We start from the raw sequence: 20,117 nt of genomic DNA, 5'->3' as shown, positions 1-20,117 counted from the left end.
CTCAGCGCAGCTCGGCCACGTCAACGATCTTTGCGTCGCTCCGCTCGACGCCGCCGCGGAGCGCGGGGACGGCAGTGACCGTCTCGGCGTGTAGGTCGTAGGCAGTGAGCGTACCGCCGTAAACGCAGCCAGTGTCGAGCCCGACCGCCCACTCCGTACGGACCGGATCTTCGAGTACGGTGTGGCCGAAGAACACCCGCGGCGGTCCGGCGTACTCCTCGTACCAGTATGGCTGGTCGTAGCTGCCGCCCGGCACCAGCGAGCGGGTGTTCTGGAGGTCGTTGATCGTGTGTTCGTCGAGCGGCCTTCGCGGGTCGACCCCGCCGTGAACGATCAGGTTCTCGCCGACCGTGATCGCGACCGGCAGCGACTTGATCCACTTGAGCTGGTCGTCCGAAAGCGCGTCGAGCGACTTCTCGCCGCGGAGCAGCTTTTCCTCGTTGTTTCCCCGAACGGAGAACATGTTGTCCGCGTTCCGCACACGCTCGACGACCGACGCGCTGTCGGGTCCTTTGCGGACCAAGTCGCCGACGAAGGCCACGAGGTCGTCATCGGTGACGCCGAGCGTCGACAGAAGCCGGTCGAGTGGCTCCGGGCAGCCGTGTACGTCCCCGACGACGTACGCGTTCTCGTAGTCGGCAGGATCAATGTCGAGGTGGTGCGGTTCGACCTCCGGGTGGAAACGGCCCATTACGTGTTCTGAGGGGGGTTCGACTGATAAACGCCGCTAAGAGGTGTATATATGGATATATAATCGACGTTGCTCTCCCCCGACGAACGCTGTCAGTCGGTCGTGACGCGCTGACAGCCCGCCTCCATCCGCACCGTTGGATCACCGTCTTGGTCGTTCTCGATCCAGAGTTCGATGCCGCTCTCGTTCGAGCCGTCGCAGGGCAGTTCGGACTGTTCGAACCCTGGCCAGTCCCGCTCCAATCGGGTCCCGTCGACGGTCACGACGACGGTCTCCAGCTCAGTCGACCCCGGGAAGGCAACGTGCTCGTCGGACTCGTTGTCGTCGGAGAAGCGGTAGGTGCGCTCGAACAGCGTCGTCCCGCTCCCGTCGGCGACCGCGACGGTCACGTCGTGAGTCTCTTCGCGCTCTCCGAGGTAGACGGTCACCCAGTGGGCGGGGGCCGAGGCGGAATCGACCCCCGAACACCCGGCGACAGCGGCGAGGACGGCCGACGAACCGGTGACGAACGCGCGGCGGGTCGTGGAGGGCATCGATCCGAACTGTTTCGCGAATCCAATTTAACGGGTCGTTCGCGTCCCGTCACGGCGGCTCGCTCATGAGCAAGTTGATTGATACCCGTTCTCCGGGCCATCGGAGAACACGAAGGAGTGCGTCAGCGAGTCTCTCGGACAGTCGGCGAACTCGGTCCGCACCACCCGCCCGTCGGGCGTCTCGAACACGTACAAGACAGCCGTTCCGGGTTCCCACGCATCGAACGAGGCCGTGGTCGTCTCGCCGGGCGGGACGGACAGCCGACACACGGTGGCGTTCCGCGCCGCGCCGAGCGACAGGTTGTAGTACGGCCCCGCGGCGTCGAGCTGGACGAGTTCGATCATCTCCCGCGTCTCCGCGTCATTCGTCGCGCGGACAGTGAGGTTGCCGGCACCGACGGGGTCGTCGATCAGGTAGGCGGTCATCCGGTACGACGTCGATTCGGTATTCTCGACGGTCACGTCCGCCGAGGAACCGCCGGGCGCGGTACAGCCGGCGGTCGCGATCAACAGGACACAACAGAGGGCGAGGGTCCAGCGGGGCATCGGTTCGTACTCTCGGTCCGGACTTTTCAAGCCTTTCTCGTTCCTTAGGCGTCCGCTCGCGCCGCGGGGAGCCACGCCGGCGGGGCGACCTCGTTACCGGCGGCCCGGGGCGCGACCGCGTACTCGAATCGCTTGGACTCGCCCTGCCGGACATACGCGAGCCTGGCCTCCCGGACGACGCCGTTCCGGTCGACGGTCAGGGAGCCCCGGATGTCTGTCGCGTTGTGGACCGCGACGCCCGTCGCGGCGTACCGGATCAGCCGTTCGCCGTCCTCCTCGACGATCCCGACCGCGCGGAACTCGCCAACGGTGAGGATCCGGGAGGCGACCGCCCACATCGAGTCGGCCGCGCGGTACCTGGTCGTCGCAACCGACCCGTTGGACGCCTCGAAGGAGATGTCTCTGTTCCGAGCGCTCCGACTGTACCGGACGCCGTCGTCGACATATACGTCACTACGCGTGATGTCGACGTACCCGTTGTGAACGTCGAGCCGGAACCGAGCCTGGTCACGGGCCGCCTCGTACTCGTAGTCGGCGTACGCGCCGGCGCGGAAGCGCTCGACCGCGACCCCCGTCGCCGGCTCCGTTCGGAGAAACGCCACGGACCGCTCGCGCGCCGTCGCGACGTCAATCCCGCTCCGCGTGAATCCGTTCGGGAACGAGACATCACCGATCCGCTCGTCCACGTCCGGCGTCGCGTTCGTCGAGGGATCCGACGGCGAGGCGCCGGGTGAGGCAGTGTCGGGTGGCGTCGGCTCGCCCGGGACGAACCCGCCGCACCCCGCGAGCAGGAGCAGGACGGCGACCGCGGTCGCGACGCGGGCGCGCTGGGAGGCGTCTCTCACTCGTGGGCTCGCGGTGACGGGGTTACTTGCGACCCGAGCTCACGGGCTCGTCGGCGGGGGCGCCGTCGTCAGACAGTGCCGACCGCGCCGCCGAGACCGTCTCGTCCACGCGCGCCCACGCCACGGGCGGCTCGACCGCGTCGAGTTCCGCGTCGAGCGCGTCGAGCCGCTCGTCGAACCGGTCGTCCCATTCCGGGCCGTCGGCGAGCGCGTCGGCGTGGTCGGCCACTGCGGCCTCAAGATCGTCGAGCCGCTCGTCGACGTCGCCCGGGAAGGAGACCCCGTCGCGGTCGGCCCACGCGCGGAGATCGTTGGCCTCGGCACAGAGGTCGGCGACGACGAGTTCGAGAACGCGCGTCTGGAGGGTCGCCTCGAACCTTCGTTCCAGGTCGGGGTCGTCGCTCTCCCGCAGCGACGCGACGGTCTCGGCGACGGCCGCAACGGACTCCTCCGCGGCGTCGATCTCGTCGACGAGTCCGTCGTGACGACGGTTCGCGGAGTTGACCCACGCCTCGAACGCCTCGAGTTCGGTCTCGAGGTCGTGGGCGACGCGGACGACGTCCTGCGCGTCGGTCGTGATCTCGTGGAGGTCGACCGCGGCGCGGTACATCGACACCGGCGAGTCGAGTCCCGACCTGGCCTCGCCGAGCCGATCGCCGAGCGCCTCCACGTCCGCCTGGAGGTCCTCCAGCCGGTCCCCGAATGCCCGACGTCGGACGTCGACGATGTCGAGGTCCGGCGCGTCGTCGGCAGCGGCGGTCGTCTCTTCGTGAGTCCGCGTCGCGAGGTCGACCCGCGTCTCAGCGGTCGCGAGGACCTGTGCCACGTCGGTGACGCTCGATTCGATCGCTGCGGGCGTCACGGTCCTGTCCTCGGTGAACGGGTCGAGCCACGTGCGGATCGACTCCGGCTCCTCGTCCGTCCGCTCGGAGACGGCATCGATGAGTTCGTCGAGGGGCGTCGCCGCGGTCGCGGGTTCGCTCATACCGTCAGATTCGGCGTAGCACGGTGTATACCTTCCTAAGAGCGGTCTATTCGTGGACAGAGCGGTACGTGGTAATATATAGCCGTCAGAGTTCCCTTGTGCGGTCCGCCCCAATATTGTGTGCTCCTCGCGTGTCAAGAGGTACCTATATTAAAAATATAAACCAGTTTAATAGGCTCCTCCGTTGCTACGGGTGATGTCAGACCGGAACTGGGTCGACGGTGGCGTGTCGCGGCGGAAAATTCTCATCACGTCCGGAGCGCTCGGCACCGCCGGCTTGGCGGGCTGTGGCGGCAGCAGCGACGGCAGCTCCGGCGGCGACGGCGGCGACGGCAGCGACGGGAGTGACGGCGGCGACGGCACGGACGGCGGCGATAGCTCCGGGCAGAGCACGGCGCTGCTCAACGCCGAGGGGTCCTCGACCGTGTACCCCATTTCGAACACCGGGAGCTCCTACTGGAACTCCAACGCCCCGCCAAGCGACGGCGAGTACTGGGGCGCGAACGACGAGACCTCCGTCCCCGGCTGGGACCAGCTCTCGTCCGACGGCGCGGACGACATGCTCATCGCCGACTACTTTTCCGCGAAGTTCGGCTTCGAGCCGACCGAGCAGCGCTCCTCGCCGCCGTTCCCGACGACGGTCGGCCTGAGCCACTCGGGGACCGGCTGCGAGGCCGTCACCGAGGGGCTCGTCGACATCGGCAACTCCTCCGGACCGATCACGGCGGAGCTCGGCTGGAGCGAGGAGGAGGCGCAAAACACGGTCGTCGACAACGTCGTTGGCCGCGACGGCCAGCCGGTCGTCGTCAGCTCGGACGTCTCCGACGCCGGCGTCACCCAGCTGACCGGCGAGCAGATCCGCGGCATCTACCAGGGCGAGATCACCAACTGGAGCGAGATCGACGGGATCGACTACGACCAGGAGATCTACGCTGTCGGCCGCGCCGAGGGCTCGGGCACCGACACCGCGTTCCGCCTGAACATGCTCGGTGCCGCCGACGCTTCCATGTCCGGCGTCGACACGCGCTTCGGGCAGAACCAGCAGGTCGCGCAGGCCGTCGGCCAGAACGAGGGCTCCATCGCGTACATGGCGCTCGCGTTCACCAGCGAAACGGTCATCCCGATCTCCATCGAGTTCGACGGTACACTGTACGAGACCAGCCGCGACGCGGAGAACACGATCTTCGACAGCGAGTACCCGCTCAACCGCGACCTCCACATGTACACCCTCATCGAGGAGGACAACCCCGACGGGGGCGGCTACGACGCTCGCGAGGCGGCGTTCGTCAACATGTTCCTCAACGAGTTCGGGCAGACCACCTTCGTCGAGGGGAACAACTACATCCCGCTCCCGACGAGCGACCTCGAGTCGATGAAAGAGCAGGTCTCGTCCGTCGCGACGGAGGACCTCCTCTCGCCGTAGGCTAATCGACGGTTTCGGTCGATCGCCGCGAGGCGGCACGCGCGCCCCGTCGCCCCGATGACCCTCCGTTTCAGTGACACCCCGGCACCCACGCTCAAGACGAACACCGATTCTATGACACACGCACTCCCTCGAACAACTACGATACCAGACAGATGTCCTCGGTAACAGACGCCCCGGCCGGCCGAGTGACGAACGCGCTTGGCGCGCGGCTCCGACGGGTCAGAGAGTTCGTCGACGAGACGGAACCGCCAGCGCTAGCGATCATCGCGGTGATGACGCTCTCGCTCCTCGCCTCGCTCGTCGGATTTCTGGTCGTCTCCGACCTCACCATCGTCCCCTTCGTCGCCTTCCTCGCCGCCGCGGGGATCGGCTGGTTCCGCTACCAAGAGGAGACGGCGTACGTCATCGCGCTGATGATGACGGTGTCGACGATCCTGATCCTCGGCCTGATCATCGTGTTCATATTCCGCGAGTCGATCCCGGTGATCCGGTACGAGAGCGCGACGGTGTTCGGGGTGACGGTCCCCGGCCTGCGCATGTTCATCCAGCCGAACTGGGACGCCGTCTCGCCGCCCATCCAATACTCGATGGTGCCGATGATCCACGGGACGGTGATGGTGACGCTCATCGGCTCCGCCGTCGCCGCTCCGCTGGGCGTCTCCGCCGCGCTCTTCATCTCGGAGATCGCCCCTGCGACCGTCCGCGAGGTCGTCAAGCCCGGCGTCGAGATCCTCGCGGGCATCCCGTCGATCGTCTACGGGTTCATCGGCTTCACCGTCCTCGGGCCGTGGGCCTCCGAGCAGTTCCAGACGACCGGACAGGGGTCGTACCTCTTCGTCGGCATCGTCGTCGGTCTGATGGCACTGCCGACGGTCGTCTCCGTTGCGGAGGACGCGCTGAGCAGCGTCCCCGAGTCGATGAAGAGCGGGTCGCTGGCGATGGGAACGACCGACTGGCAGACGATGACCTCGATCACGCTCCCGGCGGCGTTCTCCGGCGTCTCCGCGGCGGTGCTGCTCGGCGTCGGGCGGGCCATCGGCGAGACGATGGCCGCGACGGTGATGCTCCGCGGCGTCCCGCGGCTCACTGAGCCGCTCGTCAACGTCTTCTACGGCCAGGAGACGCTAACCTCGATCATCGCGCGCAACTACGGCGAGGCGGACGGCCTCCAGATGGACGCGTTGTTCGTCGCGGGCGTGATCCTGTTCATCACCGTCCTCGTCATCTCCATCGGCGCGCAGTACATCGAGTGGCGGATGCACGAGAAGCTCGGGGGTGAGGTCTGATGGCGGGCGCGAGCGAGGCGGACGCGAAGCTCGTCGAGTCGAACACCACCCAGACGGACGCCGTCGCCGCCGTCGCTGTCGGGCTCTCCACGGTCCTGTTCGCGCTCGCCGTCGCGGCGATGTTCGAGCGCGTCAGCCTCACCGGCTCGCTGTTCGGGGTCCAGACTGTGACGCTGCTCGGCGGACTGCTGACCGCGCTCGGCGTCGCGGTGATCGCCTTCGGCGCCGGGTCCCGGCTCGGGTACGTCGAAACCGACCCTGACCCGAGCGCCGGACTGATCGCCGGGTTCGGCGCCGCAGTCCCGTGGGTCGTCATCGGCGGGGGCGTCGCGAGCCAGACGCTCGGTCTTGGTACGGCTGGCGGTGCGGTCGGCGCCCTCGTCGCCGGCGGCGTTGCCTTCGCAGTCACCGTCCTCCCGCGCGAGGACCTCGGGTCGACGCTGCCGCTCGGGAGCCTGCTCACGCTGACGGGACTCGTGTTCCTGACCGGCGTCATCGGTCCGGACTGGGTGTGGGACCTAGGGTGGGCGCAAACGGCCTCGATCACGGCCGAGTTCTTCATCCCCGTGGCGACGCTGTTCAGCGCGCTGTACGGCGGCTGGGCCTCGGCGAAGTCGTACGGCGGCTTCGGCGCTCGCGGGCGGCACATGGGCGCGTACGTGCTCGTCTACCTCAACGCGCTCTCGATCGTCGCCTTCCTGTTCATCCTCGTCGCGTACGTGGTCGTCCAGGGAGTTCCGGGGCTGTTGACCGGCTTCGAGCTCGGTCTCGGTACCGGGCCACAAACGACGTTCCTCGGCGTCTCGGTCACGCTCCCGGTCTCCGTGCCGTTCGTGATGAACGGCGTGGCCCTCCTGAACGACTTCCAAGGCGTATTGCCCGCGATCGTGGGGACAGTCTGGCTCGTGATCGGCGCCGTCGTCCTCGCGGTTCCGTTGGGGGTCGGCGCGGCCGTCTTCCTCACCGAGTACGCGGACCGCGGCCGGTTCACGCAGGTCGTTGAGGTCGCGACTAACGGGCTCTGGAGCACCCCGAGCATCGTGTTCGGGCTGTTCGGGTTCGCCTTCCTCATCCCGCGGTTCGGCAACGGGAAGTCGCTGCTCTCCGGGATGATCACGCTCGGGTTCATGCTCCTCCCGCTCGTGGTGATCACCTCCCGCGAGGCGATGCTCTCGGTCCCCGACGAGTACCGCGACGCGAGCGCCGCGCTCGGCGTCTCCAAGTGGCAGACGATCCGGAGCGTCGTCCTCCCGGCGGCGTTGCCCGGCGTCGTCACCGGCGTCATCCTCGGCGTCGGTCGGATCGCGGGCGAGACGGCCCCGATCCTGCTGACGATGGCCGGCGGGACGTTCGTCCCCGGCTCGCAGACGGTCGACGTCATCGGGAGCTTCCAGTTCACGTCGTCGCCGCCGTTCGTCGGCAACCCGGCCCTGCTGGAGGCGACCTCGGCGCTGCCGTACCAACTGTTTGCGCTGATCACGGCCGGCGTCGGGCTCGGCAGCAGCGTCTCCGACCCCGACGCCTTCCGCTGGGCGACGGCGCTGGTGCTCCTCGTCGTCGTCCTCTCCTTCTACGCGATCGGGATCGCGACGCGCTACTACTTCCGCCAGCGGCTCACGCACACCTGACCCACCATGAGCGAGAACACCACCAAGCAGACCCAGACCGAATCCGCGGCGACGGACAGCGACCAGCCACTCACGACGACCGCCGGCGAGACCGTCGAGCGGACGCAGTCAGAATGGACTGAGTACGACTTCCAAGGCGAAGCGAAGATGAGCGTCAACGACCTCGACGTCCACTACGGCGACGACCACGCTCTGAAGGGCGTCTCGATGGAGATCCCCGAGCGGAGCGTCACCGCGCTCATCGGCCCCTCCGGCTGCGGGAAGTCGACGTACCTCCGATGTCTCAACCGAATGAACGACCGGGTGAGCTCCGCCCGGATCGACGGCTCGGTACAACTCGACGGCCAGGAGATCTACCAGGACGGCGTCAACCTCGTCGAGCTCAGGAAGCGGGTCGGGATGGTGTTCCAGTCTCCCAACCCGTTTCCCAAGTCGATCCGCGAGAACATCGCCTACGGTCCGAAGAAGCACGGCGACCTCGACACCGGACTGCTCGCCCGCCTGCTGAACCGGAGCGACGCGGACGAGCGGGACGAGCTCGTGGAGCGGTGCCTCCGTGACGCGGCGCTGTGGGACGAGGTGAGCGACCGGCTCGACGACAACGCCCTCGGCCTCTCTGGCGGGCAACAGCAGCGCCTTTGTATCGCTCGCGCCCTCTCGGTCGACCCCGAGGTGATCCTGATGGACGAGCCCGCCTCCGCGCTCGACCCCATCGCCACGGCGAAGATCGAGGACCTGATCGACGACCTCGCCGAGGAGTACACGGTCGTCATCGTCACGCACAACATGCAGCAGGCGGCGCGGATCTCCGACCAGACAGCCGTGTTCCTCACGGGCGGGGAGCTGGTCGAGTACGGGGACACCGATCAGGTGTTCGAGGACCCCCACAGCGAGCGCGTCGAAGACTACATCACCGGCAAGTTCGGGTGATCGCATGCCCCGAGAACGGTACCAAGACTCGCTCGACGAACTCCGATCCGACGTGCTCGCGATGGGCGATCAGGTGGTCGAGCAGTTCGAGAGAAGCCTCAAGGCCGTCGAGCACCGCGACGAGTCGCTCGCGCGCTCGGTCGCCGAGGGCGACGAGGCGGTGAACGAGACGTACCTGCGGCTGGAGGATCGGTGCGTCGACCTGTTCGCGCTCCAGCAGCCGGTCGCGGGCGACCTTCGATTTGTCACCGCCTCGTTCAAGATCATCACGGACCTCGAGCGCATCGGCGACCTCGCGGTCAACCTCGCCGACTACCTGCGGACGGCAACCCGGACGCTCTCGCCCGAGGTACAGCTCGACGCGATCGGCGAGGCGGTGCGCTCGCTGGTCGAACGGAGCCTCGCCGCCTACGAGACCGAAGACGCGGCCGCGTGCCGCGCGGTCGCGGCCGACGACGACGAGGTCGACGCGCTGTGTCAGCGGGCGAGCGAGAGCGTCACCCGCGACCTGATCGCGGGGACCGACGGGGACGGCTGGGAGGTCGAACGACTGTTGGACGACGTGTCGCGGGTCCTGCTGACGATCCGCGACCTCGAGCGCGTCGCGGACCACGCCGTAAACATCGCAGCGCGGACTCTCTACATGATCGAAAACGATCCGGAGCTGCTCTACTAAGATGGAGTCACGAAAGATCCAAAGGGTGGGAAACGGGACGTACACGGTCTCACTCCCGAAAGACTGGGCGGAGTCGCAGGGTATCGCGTCCGGTGACGTCGTGACGCTCCACGACCACATCGACGGGGTGTTGGCGGTCCAGACCGGGAACGGCGACGACGAGGACCCACCCTTCGCCCGGATCGAGTCGGCCGACCCGGAGGTGATCGAGCGGGCGCTGCGGGCGGCCTACGCTGCCGGCGCGCGCGAGGTCACGCTCGAACGGGACGAGCCGCTTACCCCGGACCAGCGGCGCGCCGTCGAACGGGTCGCTCGCAACCGGATCGGGATGTCTGTGGCCGCGGAGTCGGAGACTGTGACGACGGTCCAGATCATGCTGGACTCGACGGAGGTGTCGGTGAGCCAGTCGCTCCGACAGCTGGCGTTCACAGTGCGCTCGATACATCGCGACGCGGTGGAGGCGCTGGCGACGCCACCCGACTCGTCGCCGACCGGCTCCCGCGACACACAGGTCGACCGCCTCGCGTCGATGATCGACCGGTCCGTCTCCCGCGGCATGGCGGACCTCGGAGAGGTCGACGCACTCGGGACCACCCGCCCGGAGCTGTTCGAGTCGTGGACGGCGATGCGGGAGCTGTGCCGCTTCCGCGACGCGGCGGCGGAGATCGGGGATGCCGCGGCGGCCCTTGACGCCCCACCATCGGACGGGCGGTTGGAAACGTATCGGGACATCGGCGCCGGGGTCCGGGCGGTCGTCTCGGACGGGGTGAGCGTCACCCTCGGCGACGAGGGCGCCGACGTCGCTCGGGCCGCGATTGGGGACCTCAGCCGGGCTCACCACGAGATCGACGCGCTCGACCGGGCGTTGGACGTCGGGGGCGAGAGGGGGGCAGCTCTCCGCCGCGTCTTGCGCGCGCTGCGGCGGACAGCGGACTGCGGCGGGGGAGTGGCGCAGATCGGGCTGCGGCGAGCGATCCGATGTCAAGAAACGATACGCGACCGCAGACCGGAGCGGATGAACGAGTAGATCTTTGGCCGGGCTTGGACCTGCCAAGCGCAACGGCCTTGACACCCTGCTCATGACAGCGCTGGTAAGATTCAAACCGAGCCCGCTGTTTGGCCTGCCACATTTCGCTCTCCGAGTCGCTCCGGTCGACAGGAGAGGCCTCAATCGCACCGAGCTCGTCGAACGCCTCGGAGACACGTCGGTCGACAAACTACGTGATCAGGTCGCGGTGGATAGGCTCCCACGACTGCTGGTCGTCTAGACATCGGCCGTCGTTCTCGGAGAGCGGGTCTTCGGCGTCCGACTCTCGGGCGTGGTGACGTGGGATGTACCTTTGTACGTGTGACCACCCGCACCATGACGCGATGTGTGCGTAGTAGGTGAGAACGGTCCCAGCAGCGTACCCGGACGTGGATAGGTAGCGGGCGTAGTCCGAGAACACTGTCGTGTCGAGATCTGCGAACCGAACGGTGTCGCCGTCAACGACGCCCGCCTAAGGTTCCGGCGGCGAGGCGTTTGCTGGATCAGCTGTCTGGCCGAAACACCACTGACAAAATTGACGGAGCTCGCGCTCGGCGTCAGTTCGGTACCTCCCTGCTCGCCGGTGTCGCATAGTTGGTGTTCCAAAGCGCCATACAAATCACCCGTGTTTCTCGATTGAGCACGCTGGCTGTTGCGTCTACAGCCTGTACTGAGCGATCTACGGGTCAGTCAACGAGGTGTAGGCAGACTTCTGTAACACCCTCTCCGGACCATTCTCAAGTTTGGGTTTTATCAGTAGAATACACCTAGGACCTGGTATGACCGACTCTGCGTCTCCAGGCGTCTCTGTCTCGCTATCTGCGCCGACTAACGTTTCAACAGTCTTGGACCGGGCTGGAATCGATTACGTCCACGTTCATGAGCAGCGACTGCTGGCGATCTATCGTACTGGCATTTTCAATGTGACAACCGAACCGGAGTCAGTGTCGAATGAGTATACGCTCGAGATCGAATGCTGGGAAGCACCCTTGCCGTCTCGCGGTGATGAGCGATCACCCCAGGATCTTCTCGAGGACTTTGCGGGCGTGTTTGATGTCGACGTTGAGTCCTGAGGTGGTCTCTCGGGTACTTTGGTCAGACCGGCGCCAATCAGTTGAGAGCGCTAGAAACGCTAGAAACAAGTCCGCTGGCACGAACTAACACAATACACGATTTATGGACATTTCTGAGACGCTCCAGACACTGTATACTGCGACTGTTGAGCAAGACGATGGCACCTACCAGATAACCGTACCAGACCGTGAGATAGCCACCGGGACACTCTCTGAGGGTGAAACATACCGTGTTGCGCTCATATCGACATCGACGTCGGATACCGAAGCCACCGACACGACTGAGGTCACTCAGTCAGATAACCACGCTGGTCAGCAACACGAATACGATGGCCCGCCTGTCGAGGAAGGTGAACAGCGAGACGTTGAAATCGAGAACCTCGGTGACCAAGGTGACGGGATCGCGAAAGTTGAGCACGGTTACGTTGTAATCGTTCCCGAAACGAGTGTCGGAGACCGAGTCACCGTCGAGATGCAACAGGTACGTGAGAACGTTGCGTTCGCTGATGTCGTTGATGACACCCTTCGCGGGGAAGTCTAGGACCGTAGGTTGGCACGAACGGGTGGTCTTGGCAAACTTCCCACAGCACTACTCACTTTTTGACTTACCGACGTACTCCGATTTCATCGTCCCGTTCTCACGATAGTAGCGGTAGAGATACGGACCGTGTATATCCGCAGGATTCCCGCTGGCGCACTTACAGCTGTCGTCGCCACAGGTGACTTTCTCTTTGACGACGGTCCCGCTTCCTGCGCTATCGGACTCCTCGACGGGTTCGGCAGTCTCGGGAAGCTCGTCGGTGTCAACCGACTGGTTGCGATACTCAATAATCGTCTCAACGTAGTTCTGTATCTCATGGAGTGTCTCCGTATCCTGTTTCGGGAGCCCCTCTGCGAGATACTTTGGGAGCGAACTGGACGGTGACGGCTGCTTCACACCTTATGTAACAATCGGAGCCACGTTAGCGTTTGTGTGCTACATAAGGTTTTAAATCTTCTCTACATACCGTGACCAGTTCAGCAATTACTCAAGATCGTAGGCCGCAATCTCGTGAGAGCCACACTGTGGACATTCATCGACGTCCTTCTCTACGCTGTACCCACAGTGGCGGCACTCATGATGCGTTGTCGATGACGGCTCGAGCCTGACGATCTGCTGGATGAACTGTTTACTGAGCATCGGTGGGGTCAACGATCTCGCCACAATGAGGGCATTCGGCCCACAGGCCTGTGTCGCCGCCAGCGGTCTCATAGTGGATGATTGCGTGCCGACCCGTGACTGTCTCGCCGCAGAACGAGCAGTCGCCACGGACTGTCTCTGAGTCATTAGCAGTCATTCTCGCGAGTTCACGGGCTCCTTCGAGGGGAGCGAGAGCGTGTGACACCCTTTTGGATCTGATCTGGTTGGTGAAACCGCTCCAGCGATGCTCCCTCGCTTCAACATTTGGGACCCTGTGAATTATATTTCGGGCGAGCGGAGTGAAAGTACCGTTCTCGGACAGCAGCGTGACTGTCGGTCGTGAGTAGCCATCGTATGGGAATCGCATAGTGTACACGCGGCGAGCGGTGAGTGGTAACTTCGCACTCGGGCGAGTCCCACCCGCGTCGCCGCTATCGATGGGCGGGGAGTCGATACAGCCGAACGGAACGATAGATTGAATCGCACTGCCAGGCCCGCCCGCTTCGAGCGTGAGGATGCCCAGTACTTCCAGCTGCTTCAGGTCTGAGTGGACGTCGGACACGTTACGCTCGATGAGACGGGCTGTCTTGCGCCTGCTCTTGGGCACTTCTTCTGTGATTGCCCAGTTGAGCTCAAGACGTAGCGGCGTGAGGCTGTCAACGAAGCTATGGTCGGTGCCGAACTGAAGTGTTGCTGTTTCATCCTGTTCGTCGAGAGTGCCGGCCTCACCGTCTTGGACGACCTGGAGCGCGTCCCCACGGAGCTGTTCTCGGTCGCTGGTGCTGATTTTTTCTGTCTTCAGGCGCCGGAGCGACCGCGTCGAACTCTCCCCACTCGGCGGCCGTGTCACACCCCCGCGCCGACGGCGCCAGCGAGCGACACCCCGGCAACGACGGCGGCGATCCCGAGCGCAAGGAGGGCGTAGTTCGCGAGCGTGTTATCTGCTCGGACGAAGTCGAACGAATAGTGTGGTCCGTCGTCGCCAAGCGGTTCGACTCCCATCGGCGTGAGCGCGTCGGCCGCGATATGCGAGCCGATCGCTCCCGCCCCAGTGAGGAATCCGAACGCGCCGGCGGCGACGATCCACCCGGTCGGCGCCTCGCTGCTCGCGGCCCCTGCGGTTGCGACCGCGCCACAGAGAATCCCGACGACAGCCGCAAAATGAACCGTGTGTGTCACTCCTCGGTGTTTCACCCTCGGAATTTTCATGTCGAGGTCGGGCGCCGTCGCGAGCCCAACCGTCGCAATCCCGCCGGCGACGGCCGGCTCGCCGAACCCAAGGATGAGCGTCAGCGTCCCGATGGGTGCGTATATCAGAAGGGCGGCGCCGTAGTGGCCGTTCCGATACACGACTCACCCCCCCTTGTCCCCATCCCCGCCCCCGTCGCCGTCGAGGTCCGCCAGCGTCGTCTCCGCGTCTCCCTGTAGGTTGTCCGTTGAGAGCGCCGTGTCGCGTGTCTCACCAGGTTTCCAGTAGATCACCCGTTGCGAGAACTGTTGCGTCATCTATGTCATGTTTGTCACGGAGATCAGCGAAAAACCGATCTGCCAGAGCGTTATTTGTCGTTGGTTCAAGCTGTGTATGGAGCAGATCGTTTGATTCGGGATCGACAGCAGCGTACAGCCAATATTGTTCATCGTCAAGTCGAATCACAGTCTCATCGACCGCGACGTGATTCGGGCTCCGACTAGATTCCGGCTGTAGATCGGCCTTGTGAACCCAGTTATGAACGGTGGAACGAACTCGATCAACACCAAATATCTCAAGAAATGAAACAGTATTCGAAAGCGATAATCCAGACAAATGAAGCTGAATACTGAGCTTCATCAACAGCCGCGGTGTTGCTTCTCGCTCCACAAACTCTAAGTCGATCTCGTCTAAACAGCCGTTGAGGCGGTCGTTTTCGGGCATGAATCACTTTGAAAACGCACCGCCTCACGTTTCAATCCTTATCTGAACACTGCTGGTGGATTCTGGGAACAGTCGTACTACATCGGAACGGCAGGAACAGTCTCAACAGAAACGATTGAGCGGTACATCGAGCGGACAGAACACGTCTAAGTGTCGGCTTCACCCTCGGGGTCAAGCCCCGAGGCACTCGCCTTGTTTTCTCTGTAGACACAGTGCTCACACTGAGAGAGAGTACGAACAATGAGCTAAATGAAGCAGTCTCCCTGGAACGGCTCGCCAAACGTAGTTGGGAAACTGTCGAAACCCCCGAGGCCAAGTTAGTCACCGATGGTGATGATGTCCTCACGGGAGACCCAAGCCGCCTCCAGCAGCTATTCGAAAACCTCTACCGGAACACCATTGATCATAGCAGCGGGCAAGTCACCGTGACTGTTGGTGAGTTGGCTGATGGATTCTATGTCGAAGATACCGGTCCAGGGATTCCTGAAAATGAGCGTGAGAAAATCTTCAAGCCGGGATACTCAACCGATGCGGACAACACAGGGCTTGGTCTTGCGATTGTCCAAAATGTCGCCCAGACACACGGGTTTGAGGTGGTCGTGACACAGGCTAACTCCGGCGGGGTGCGATTTGAGTTCAAGAACACATAACCAACCAGAATTACCAGAACAGGTCCCAGAGCATTCGAATCAAAAATATAGGTACTGATAGTGATTAAGGAAAGTATTTGCCGCAGCACGTAGTAGAGCTGGTAATGAGTCGGCTTGACGGGGTCACTCTTGAGGAACTCTACGAACTCAAAGGCCAGATGGACGAAGGGAAGCCGCGAGAACGTGTTCTCGCGGCGATCGGGCGCAAACAGGGCGATCACTTGGATACGTTGGCTGAACGCCACGGTGTCGTCGAGAAAACGATCCGCAACTGGCTCGATCGGTTCCAAGAAGAACCGATCGAGCAAGCACCCTACGACGCTCCTCGACCAGGAAGCCCAGCAAAGATCGAGGGACAAGACCGCGAGCAGCTGTTCGAACAGTTGCAACAGCCACCAACAGAACTTGGCTACGAGCAGCAGGCGTGGTCAGCGAAGCTCCTGCTTTACCACGTCAAAGAGGAGTACGGCGTCGAATACCACGAAAACTACGCCTACGAATTGCTGAGAGAGGCCGGGCTGTCCTTGCGGACAGCACGGCCTCAACACCACGAAGCTGATCCTGAGGAGAAGGTTGAGTTCCAGCAGACGGTCGAAAAAAACAGCCCGAACTGAGCGAAAAAACGGTTGTTGTCGTCGATCAATTCACCAAGCACGTCGGAACCGTTCAGCGGCGTGGTTGGTACCCGATCGGCTCAAATCCGACGATAGAGACAGCAACGTCTTGGAAGTCGGTGACAGTGCTGGGCGCTGTCACCGACGACGGTGACAGCTTCTACTGCTGGACAGACGAGAACTTGACCAGATTTCACGGAATTCGACTGCTAGAGGCGCTAACCGACAAATTTGGCGAGGAGTTAGTAGTGTTTCTGGATCGTGCGGGCTACTTCTACGCGAGGGATCTCTGGGAGCACGTCAGTGGAGAGCGCGAGACCGAAACTGTCGGAGACAGTTCGGTCTCGTGCGTGCGCGGGGACGACCTCGAAGTGTGGTACTTCCCATCGAAACTTCCCGAATTGAACGCTGTCGAAGGATGCTGGGATCAGTTGCAAGAGTGGTTTAAATACCGTCTTATTCCAGATCTCTCGACGCTGAAAGACTACATTCCACGAGGACTGAGCGCGATCACCGAACCAAACATCTGGCCATATCTCACCGGCAAGGATTTGTCTTAATCACTATGAGATGTTGTTCGCATGAATTACATACAACCGATTTGGTACTCAAGTCGAGCACAGTTAGTGAATCTCTTTCGCTGTTGAATTACACAATTGCTACGCTCAGGGCCACCGAGTACAGGCTTGAAAAATCATCAATTAGGTTAGATTATTTGTCAAAACTGGAAAGTCCGCTTCAGACGGTACAGGTTTAGGTGTCGTGGCTGATGTATTCTGCTTCCCAGTCTGCGCGGGCCTGGATTTCTCGTTCGCCGCGTCGAGTTCCCGCGTACTCGTTAGTCCGCCTGTCCCGCTGGCTCTTCTCGATAAGCCCCTTCTCAACAAGCGTGTCGAGGTTCGGATAGAGACGACCGTGGTGGATCTCTTTTTCATAGTACTCTTCGAGCTCTTCTTTTATTGCGAGCCCATGTGGGTCGTCAAGCCCAGCAATGACGTACAGAAGGTCCCGCTGAAACCCGGTAAGATCGTACATATCCTGCTATCTATATTCAAGATATGAAATACTATTGTTTTATTATATAATATATCACTGATATTATCTCCAACAGCCGCATCGTGGTTGGAGATAATTTGGACAATAGTATATTTATGATTACAGCGTCGGGTCAGGGTGGTGACCGACGCCTAGAGTCCCAACTTTCAAATCCGATCCACAGGTCAGCGAGACCCTGCCTTACAATGGATCGAGATGTATACAGCGATTAATCTATTTCAAGCGATTGAATACATATGCGACTAGTCATGGTACGCATACGCACTCTCGAAAAGTAATTCAATTGAGGCTGTTCACATCTATTTCCAGAATTGGATCATCAAAACCACTCTCGTGGTTCCGGGATGACCGCCGTAGTGATACCTACCAACAGCGAAAAGTATCCGGCGAGGCCACCGAGCGTCGCCGCGTAAGCCACGCTACTGCGGCGACCAGCAGAGAGGGCCGCAGCAATCAGCACGATGGGCGAGCCAAACCGAACGATCGGTCGCCGCCAGAGGTGAGCGGCACCCTCCGGCCACCGCGCGAATATAGCTTCGACAGCCACTGCCACCGCCGCACCGCCGAAGAATGGGCCAGGTCGGAGTAACTGTTCTGAGGTCATCCCATCCCGTCGGGCTACGACACAAACGCTGATCGCAACGAGCGCAGCCGAGATAGCGTCTGTACGTCGGGTGGACATAAGATGGCGTATGGTGTCCGATTAGATACTGGTATCGGTGGATTCAGCACCACCCGCTTGTGTGGCTCCACGCGCTGTTATCGTTACGCCAATAGCGTCTGACCCATTGTCTCTGTCACCGAGGCTGTTTGACGGCCATCCATAGATTACGTATTAAACTAGCTACAGAGATATTCACTGGACCGGGAGTAGAGCCAATAAACTAAGCCACCCGACAGTATATCATTGAACGAATGGCCATCGACGACGAGACTCGCAGTGGGCAAGCGGAACGGGATGAATCAGCGTGGTCTGTGGCCAGGCTCAACAATGAAATCGAGGCGGCCTTAGAGTCGGCTTCTAATCGTTTTCCGACATATGTCGTCGGCGAGGTCTCAGATGCGACGGCGAAAGGCTATGGAACGTTCTTCACGCTCCGAGATGTCGATGGCGAGGAGACGATTCAGTGTATCATATGGTCGTCCTATCGGAATCGCATTGACGAAAGCATCACCGAAGGCGAGGAGGTGATCGTCCGATCGGACGTCGATTTCTACACCGATGGCGGTCGCACGCAGCTGAATGTCAAAAACTACTGGCCGGTGGGCGACTCCGAGCGGACACAGGAGTTGGAGACATTGCGTGCCGAACTCGATCAGGAGGGCCTCTTCGATACGGATCGCAAGCAGCCACTCCCACCGTTTCCATCGAACATCGGCATTGTCACCTCACTGATGGGTTCCGCACGGGAGGACGTCCGTGAAGCTGCCTGGGGCCGTGCGCCTGGGGTGACGCTCACGTTCTTTGGCGCAACAGTACAGGGCAAAAACGCCCCGCCGTCACTCGTCGGCGCCATCCGGCAAGCAGACCAGGAGCCGGATGTCGACATCATTGTTGTGACGCGTGGTGGCGGCGCAGACGACACGCTGTGGTGTTTCAACGAGGAGCCTGTCGTGCGGGCTATCGCAGACTGTCAGACGCCGACTGTCGTCGGCGTTGGCCACGAAGATGATGAGACGCTCGCTGAAGGGGTGGCTGATACGTCAGCAATGACACCGACGGAGGCTGGCACCGTCGCGACGCCGGCCATGAGTACTGTCCGTGACCGAGTTGCCGAAATCGAGCGTCGGCTCCGTACCGGATACGATGCGATTGTCAGGGACCGACTGGACGCATATGACCGGCGCGTCGACAACGCTGTCGTCAGTATCGAACGAGCGGCAGAGAACCGCCGGGCACAGATTCAGCGCGCAGCGGACCTCGAACAGCGGCTTGACACCGCCTACTCTACACTCACCTCGACTCGTCTCGACAACCTCGATTCTCGGATAGACACCGCAGTTCAGCAGAGAGAACATGCTGCCGAAACCGAGGCTGTCACGGCCACAGCAACTCGCAGACGTGTCGCTGGACTCGAAGCACGCATCGATCAGGCGTATCAGACGCGCGTCCAGCGCGAGACTGAACGACTCGATCGTCGGATCGAGCGTGGGTATCAGGACATCGAGTCAAGTACTGATATCAAGGCGGCACAGCAACAGGTTCGACAGCTCCAGATTGTCGTACTCGTTCTTCTTGGATTATTGGTGCTTGGCGTTGTCCTGTGGGCAAGTGGACTGCTGTGACAGAAACCAGATATTCAAGACTGCCCCGGTACACCAATGTCCATGAGCGAGCCCGAAATCGACATTGCCGAGCGGATCGAGCGACTTGAAGAGATCGCAGAGGCGCTTGAGAATGGAGAGGTTGATCTGCCGAAAGCCAAAGAACTCCGCGAGGAGGCAGACGACCATCTCGAAGCGCTTCGTGATGCGTTAGACGTCGGCGACGGTGACATCATTGAGATTGATGGCGCAAAAGCCGAGCTCGATTCCTAAGCGCTCCCGTAGAGCGTCAGCACAGGGAAACCCTCAGAGGACACACCGATCCCAGTCGGGAAGATTAGGCCTGGTGTAGCTTCCGGTCAACAACCGTCGCAAACGACACATTGTCTCGTACGTTTTCGATTTCGACGGTGAGTGTCTCACCAAGATCCGTTCCCGGAACGATTACAACGTAGCCGCGCTCAACTTTTGCGATCCCATCACCCTGGTCGCCGATGCTCTCGATTTTTACCTCTCGTGTCTCACCTTCAGCAACTGGAGGTCCCGCTGAGTCTGCTGGTTCTGACGTTGGGTTTGTTGATTCGACGGTGTTGTCAGGTGATCCTGTTGATGTCGGTGTTGAGAGTAGCGCAACGCGGACGCTCTCGTTAGACTTTAGCGCTCCTAGCTCGATTTCCTGGGCTGGAATTGAGAGGATATAGTCGCCGTCTTTCTGTTCAATCGTCGCAGAGTACACAGTCCGGAGCTGATCAGGTATCTCCATCGTGATGTGCTATATATTGTCTTCCACAACT

Annotated in this window: 25 protein-coding genes and 3 pseudogenes; 14 read left to right on the top strand and 14 right to left on the bottom strand. The window is 62.1% G+C overall.

The features are described from left to right. Position 1: 1 nt before the first annotated feature. The 5 genes from ABNG04_RS15310 to ABNG04_RS15290 all read right to left on the bottom strand — a co-directional run bounded on the left by ABNG04_RS15310 (position 2) and on the right by ABNG04_RS15290 (position 3,600). Positions 2 to 691, bottom strand: a complete 690-nt coding sequence (locus ABNG04_RS15310; protein WP_371163249.1) for a metallophosphoesterase family protein — start codon at positions 689 to 691, stop codon at positions 2 to 4. Positions 692 to 783: 92 nt separating this feature from the next. Continuing rightward, the gene (locus ABNG04_RS15305; RefSeq protein ID WP_371163248.1) at positions 784 to 1,224 is read right to left on the bottom strand and encodes a hypothetical protein; all 441 of its coding nucleotides are present in this window, start codon (positions 1,222 to 1,224) and stop codon (positions 784 to 786) included. Between the two features lie 63 nt (positions 1,225 to 1,287). Next, on the bottom strand, positions 1,288 to 1,770 hold the full coding sequence (locus tag ABNG04_RS15300; protein ID WP_371163247.1) for a hypothetical protein: 483 nt from the start codon (positions 1,768 to 1,770) through the stop codon (positions 1,288 to 1,290). Between the two features lie 44 nt (positions 1,771 to 1,814). Continuing rightward, entirely contained in the window at positions 1,815 to 2,615 is an 801-nt protein-coding gene (locus ABNG04_RS15295; RefSeq protein WP_371163246.1) for a hypothetical protein, read from the bottom strand. A 22-nt stretch (positions 2,616 to 2,637) separates the two neighbouring features. After that, on the bottom strand, positions 2,638 to 3,600 hold the full coding sequence (locus ABNG04_RS15290; protein ID WP_371163245.1) for a halo transducer protein: 963 nt from the start codon (positions 3,598 to 3,600) through the stop codon (positions 2,638 to 2,640). 196 nt (positions 3,601 to 3,796) lie between these two features. On the opposite strand from ABNG04_RS15290, the gene ABNG04_RS15285 reads away from it, so the two are divergent. From ABNG04_RS15285 to ABNG04_RS15260, 6 genes are all read left to right on the top strand, one after another. After that, positions 3,797 to 5,023, top strand: a complete 1,227-nt coding sequence (locus tag ABNG04_RS15285) for a PstS family phosphate ABC transporter substrate-binding protein (RefSeq protein WP_371163244.1) — start codon at positions 3,797 to 3,799, stop codon at positions 5,021 to 5,023. A gap of 155 nt (positions 5,024 to 5,178) precedes the next feature. Further along, positions 5,179 to 6,312 (top strand): phosphate ABC transporter permease subunit PstC, encoded by a 1,134-nt coding sequence (pstC, locus tag ABNG04_RS15280; protein WP_371163243.1) that lies wholly within the window; start codon positions 5,179 to 5,181, stop codon positions 6,310 to 6,312. Then, the gene (gene pstA, locus ABNG04_RS15275; protein WP_371163242.1) at positions 6,312 to 7,940 is read left to right on the top strand and encodes a phosphate ABC transporter permease PstA; all 1,629 of its coding nucleotides are present in this window, start codon (positions 6,312 to 6,314) and stop codon (positions 7,938 to 7,940) included. Before pstC ends, pstA begins: the two co-directional genes overlap by 1 nt. A 6-nt stretch (positions 7,941 to 7,946) precedes the next feature. Next, positions 7,947 to 8,870: a phosphate ABC transporter ATP-binding protein PstB gene (gene pstB, locus ABNG04_RS15270; RefSeq protein WP_371163241.1), complete on the top strand. Its 924-nt coding sequence runs from the start codon at positions 7,947 to 7,949 to the stop codon at positions 8,868 to 8,870. Between the two features lie 4 nt (positions 8,871 to 8,874). Next, complete coding sequence (gene phoU / locus ABNG04_RS15265) at positions 8,875 to 9,546, top strand: phosphate signaling complex protein PhoU (RefSeq protein WP_371163240.1); 672 nt, start codon at positions 8,875 to 8,877, stop codon at positions 9,544 to 9,546. Between the two features lies 1 nt (position 9,547). Further along, positions 9,548 to 10,573, top strand: coding sequence for an AbrB/MazE/SpoVT family DNA-binding domain-containing protein (locus ABNG04_RS15260; protein WP_371163239.1), 1,026 nt, complete (start codon positions 9,548 to 9,550; stop codon positions 10,571 to 10,573). Positions 10,574 to 10,763: 190 nt separating this feature from the next. Here ABNG04_RS15260 and ABNG04_RS15255 read toward each other — a convergent pair whose 3' ends face one another. Then, a complete protein-coding gene (locus ABNG04_RS15255; protein WP_371163238.1) occupies positions 10,764 to 10,994 on the bottom strand; it encodes a hypothetical protein in 231 nt (76 codons plus the stop codon). A 358-nt stretch (positions 10,995 to 11,352) separates the two neighbouring features. Here ABNG04_RS15255 and ABNG04_RS15250 point away from each other — a divergent pair, with 358 nt between their 5' ends. Beyond that, a complete protein-coding gene (locus ABNG04_RS15250) occupies positions 11,353 to 11,646 on the top strand; it encodes a hypothetical protein (RefSeq protein WP_371163237.1) in 294 nt (97 codons plus the stop codon). Positions 11,647 to 11,749: 103 nt separating this feature from the next. Next, positions 11,750 to 12,187 (top strand): TRAM domain-containing protein, encoded by a 438-nt coding sequence (locus tag ABNG04_RS15245; protein WP_371163236.1) that lies wholly within the window; start codon positions 11,750 to 11,752, stop codon positions 12,185 to 12,187. 48 nt (positions 12,188 to 12,235) lie between these two features. Here the strand turns inward: ABNG04_RS15245 and ABNG04_RS15240 are convergent, their stop codons facing one another. From ABNG04_RS15240 to ABNG04_RS15220, 6 genes and pseudogenes are all read right to left on the bottom strand, one after another. After that, positions 12,236 to 12,583, bottom strand: a complete 348-nt coding sequence (locus tag ABNG04_RS15240; protein ID WP_371163235.1) for a DUF6788 family protein — start codon at positions 12,581 to 12,583, stop codon at positions 12,236 to 12,238. Positions 12,584 to 12,815: 232 nt separating this feature from the next. After that, positions 12,816 to 12,983: a DUF7837 family putative zinc-binding protein gene (locus ABNG04_RS18090; protein ID WP_445972125.1), complete on the bottom strand. Its 168-nt coding sequence runs from the start codon at positions 12,981 to 12,983 to the stop codon at positions 12,816 to 12,818. A gap of 243 nt (positions 12,984 to 13,226) precedes the next feature. Further along, positions 13,227 to 13,628: pseudogene (locus ABNG04_RS15235) on the bottom strand (HVO_A0114 family putative DNA-binding protein); the annotation flags it as partial. Between the two features lie 44 nt (positions 13,629 to 13,672). After that, complete coding sequence (locus ABNG04_RS15230; protein ID WP_371163234.1) at positions 13,673 to 14,176, bottom strand: metal-dependent hydrolase; 504 nt, start codon at positions 14,174 to 14,176, stop codon at positions 13,673 to 13,675. Between the two features lie 3 nt (positions 14,177 to 14,179). Then, on the bottom strand, positions 14,180 to 14,332 hold the full coding sequence (locus tag ABNG04_RS15225; RefSeq protein WP_371163233.1) for a hypothetical protein: 153 nt from the start codon (positions 14,330 to 14,332) through the stop codon (positions 14,180 to 14,182). Then, positions 14,307 to 14,738 (bottom strand): annotated as a pseudogene (locus ABNG04_RS15220) (transposase domain-containing protein); the annotation flags it as partial. The gene ABNG04_RS15225 and the pseudogene ABNG04_RS15220, both read right to left, overlap by 26 nt. A 39-nt stretch (positions 14,739 to 14,777) precedes the next feature. On the opposite strand from ABNG04_RS15220, the pseudogene ABNG04_RS15215 reads away from it, so the two are divergent. From ABNG04_RS15215 to ABNG04_RS15200, 4 genes and pseudogenes are all read left to right on the top strand, one after another. Beyond that, positions 14,778 to 14,888: pseudogene (locus ABNG04_RS15215) on the top strand (transposase); the annotation flags it as partial. Positions 14,889 to 14,950: 62 nt separating this feature from the next. Beyond that, positions 14,951 to 15,388: a sensor histidine kinase gene (locus ABNG04_RS15210; RefSeq protein ID WP_371163232.1), complete on the top strand. Its 438-nt coding sequence runs from the start codon at positions 14,951 to 14,953 to the stop codon at positions 15,386 to 15,388. A 104-nt stretch (positions 15,389 to 15,492) separates the two neighbouring features. Then, entirely contained in the window at positions 15,493 to 16,002 is a 510-nt protein-coding gene (locus ABNG04_RS15205; protein WP_371163231.1) for a winged helix-turn-helix domain-containing protein, read from the top strand. After that, a complete protein-coding gene (locus tag ABNG04_RS15200; protein WP_371163286.1) occupies positions 15,999 to 16,562 on the top strand; it encodes a transposase in 564 nt (187 codons plus the stop codon). Before ABNG04_RS15205 ends, ABNG04_RS15200 begins: the two co-directional genes overlap by 4 nt. A 193-nt stretch (positions 16,563 to 16,755) precedes the next feature. On the opposite strand, the gene ABNG04_RS15195 is transcribed toward ABNG04_RS15200, so the two are convergent. Then, entirely contained in the window at positions 16,756 to 17,037 is a 282-nt protein-coding gene (locus ABNG04_RS15195) for a helix-turn-helix transcriptional regulator (RefSeq protein WP_371163230.1), read from the bottom strand. A 936-nt stretch (positions 17,038 to 17,973) separates the two neighbouring features. Between ABNG04_RS15195 and xseA the strand changes: the two genes are divergently transcribed. Both xseA and ABNG04_RS15185 read left to right on the top strand, forming a co-directional pair. After that, positions 17,974 to 19,344: an exodeoxyribonuclease VII large subunit gene (gene xseA / locus ABNG04_RS15190; protein ID WP_371163229.1), complete on the top strand. Its 1,371-nt coding sequence runs from the start codon at positions 17,974 to 17,976 to the stop codon at positions 19,342 to 19,344. 42 nt (positions 19,345 to 19,386) lie between these two features. Continuing rightward, entirely contained in the window at positions 19,387 to 19,596 is a 210-nt protein-coding gene (locus tag ABNG04_RS15185; RefSeq protein ID WP_371163228.1) for an exodeoxyribonuclease VII small subunit, read from the top strand. 64 nt (positions 19,597 to 19,660) lie between these two features. Here ABNG04_RS15185 and ABNG04_RS15180 read toward each other — a convergent pair whose 3' ends face one another. After that, a complete protein-coding gene (locus tag ABNG04_RS15180) occupies positions 19,661 to 20,086 on the bottom strand; it encodes a TRAM domain-containing protein (RefSeq protein ID WP_371163227.1) in 426 nt (141 codons plus the stop codon). Positions 20,087 to 20,117: the final 31 nt, after the last annotated feature.

This window comes from Halorubrum miltondacostae (assembly GCF_041379815.1).
GTDB classification, from domain to species: Archaea; Halobacteriota; Halobacteria; order Halobacteriales; family Haloferacaceae; genus Halorubrum; species Halorubrum miltondacostae.
The sequence above is the reverse complement of the archived record's forward strand: the minus strand, read 5'-3'. Positions and strand labels throughout refer to the sequence as shown.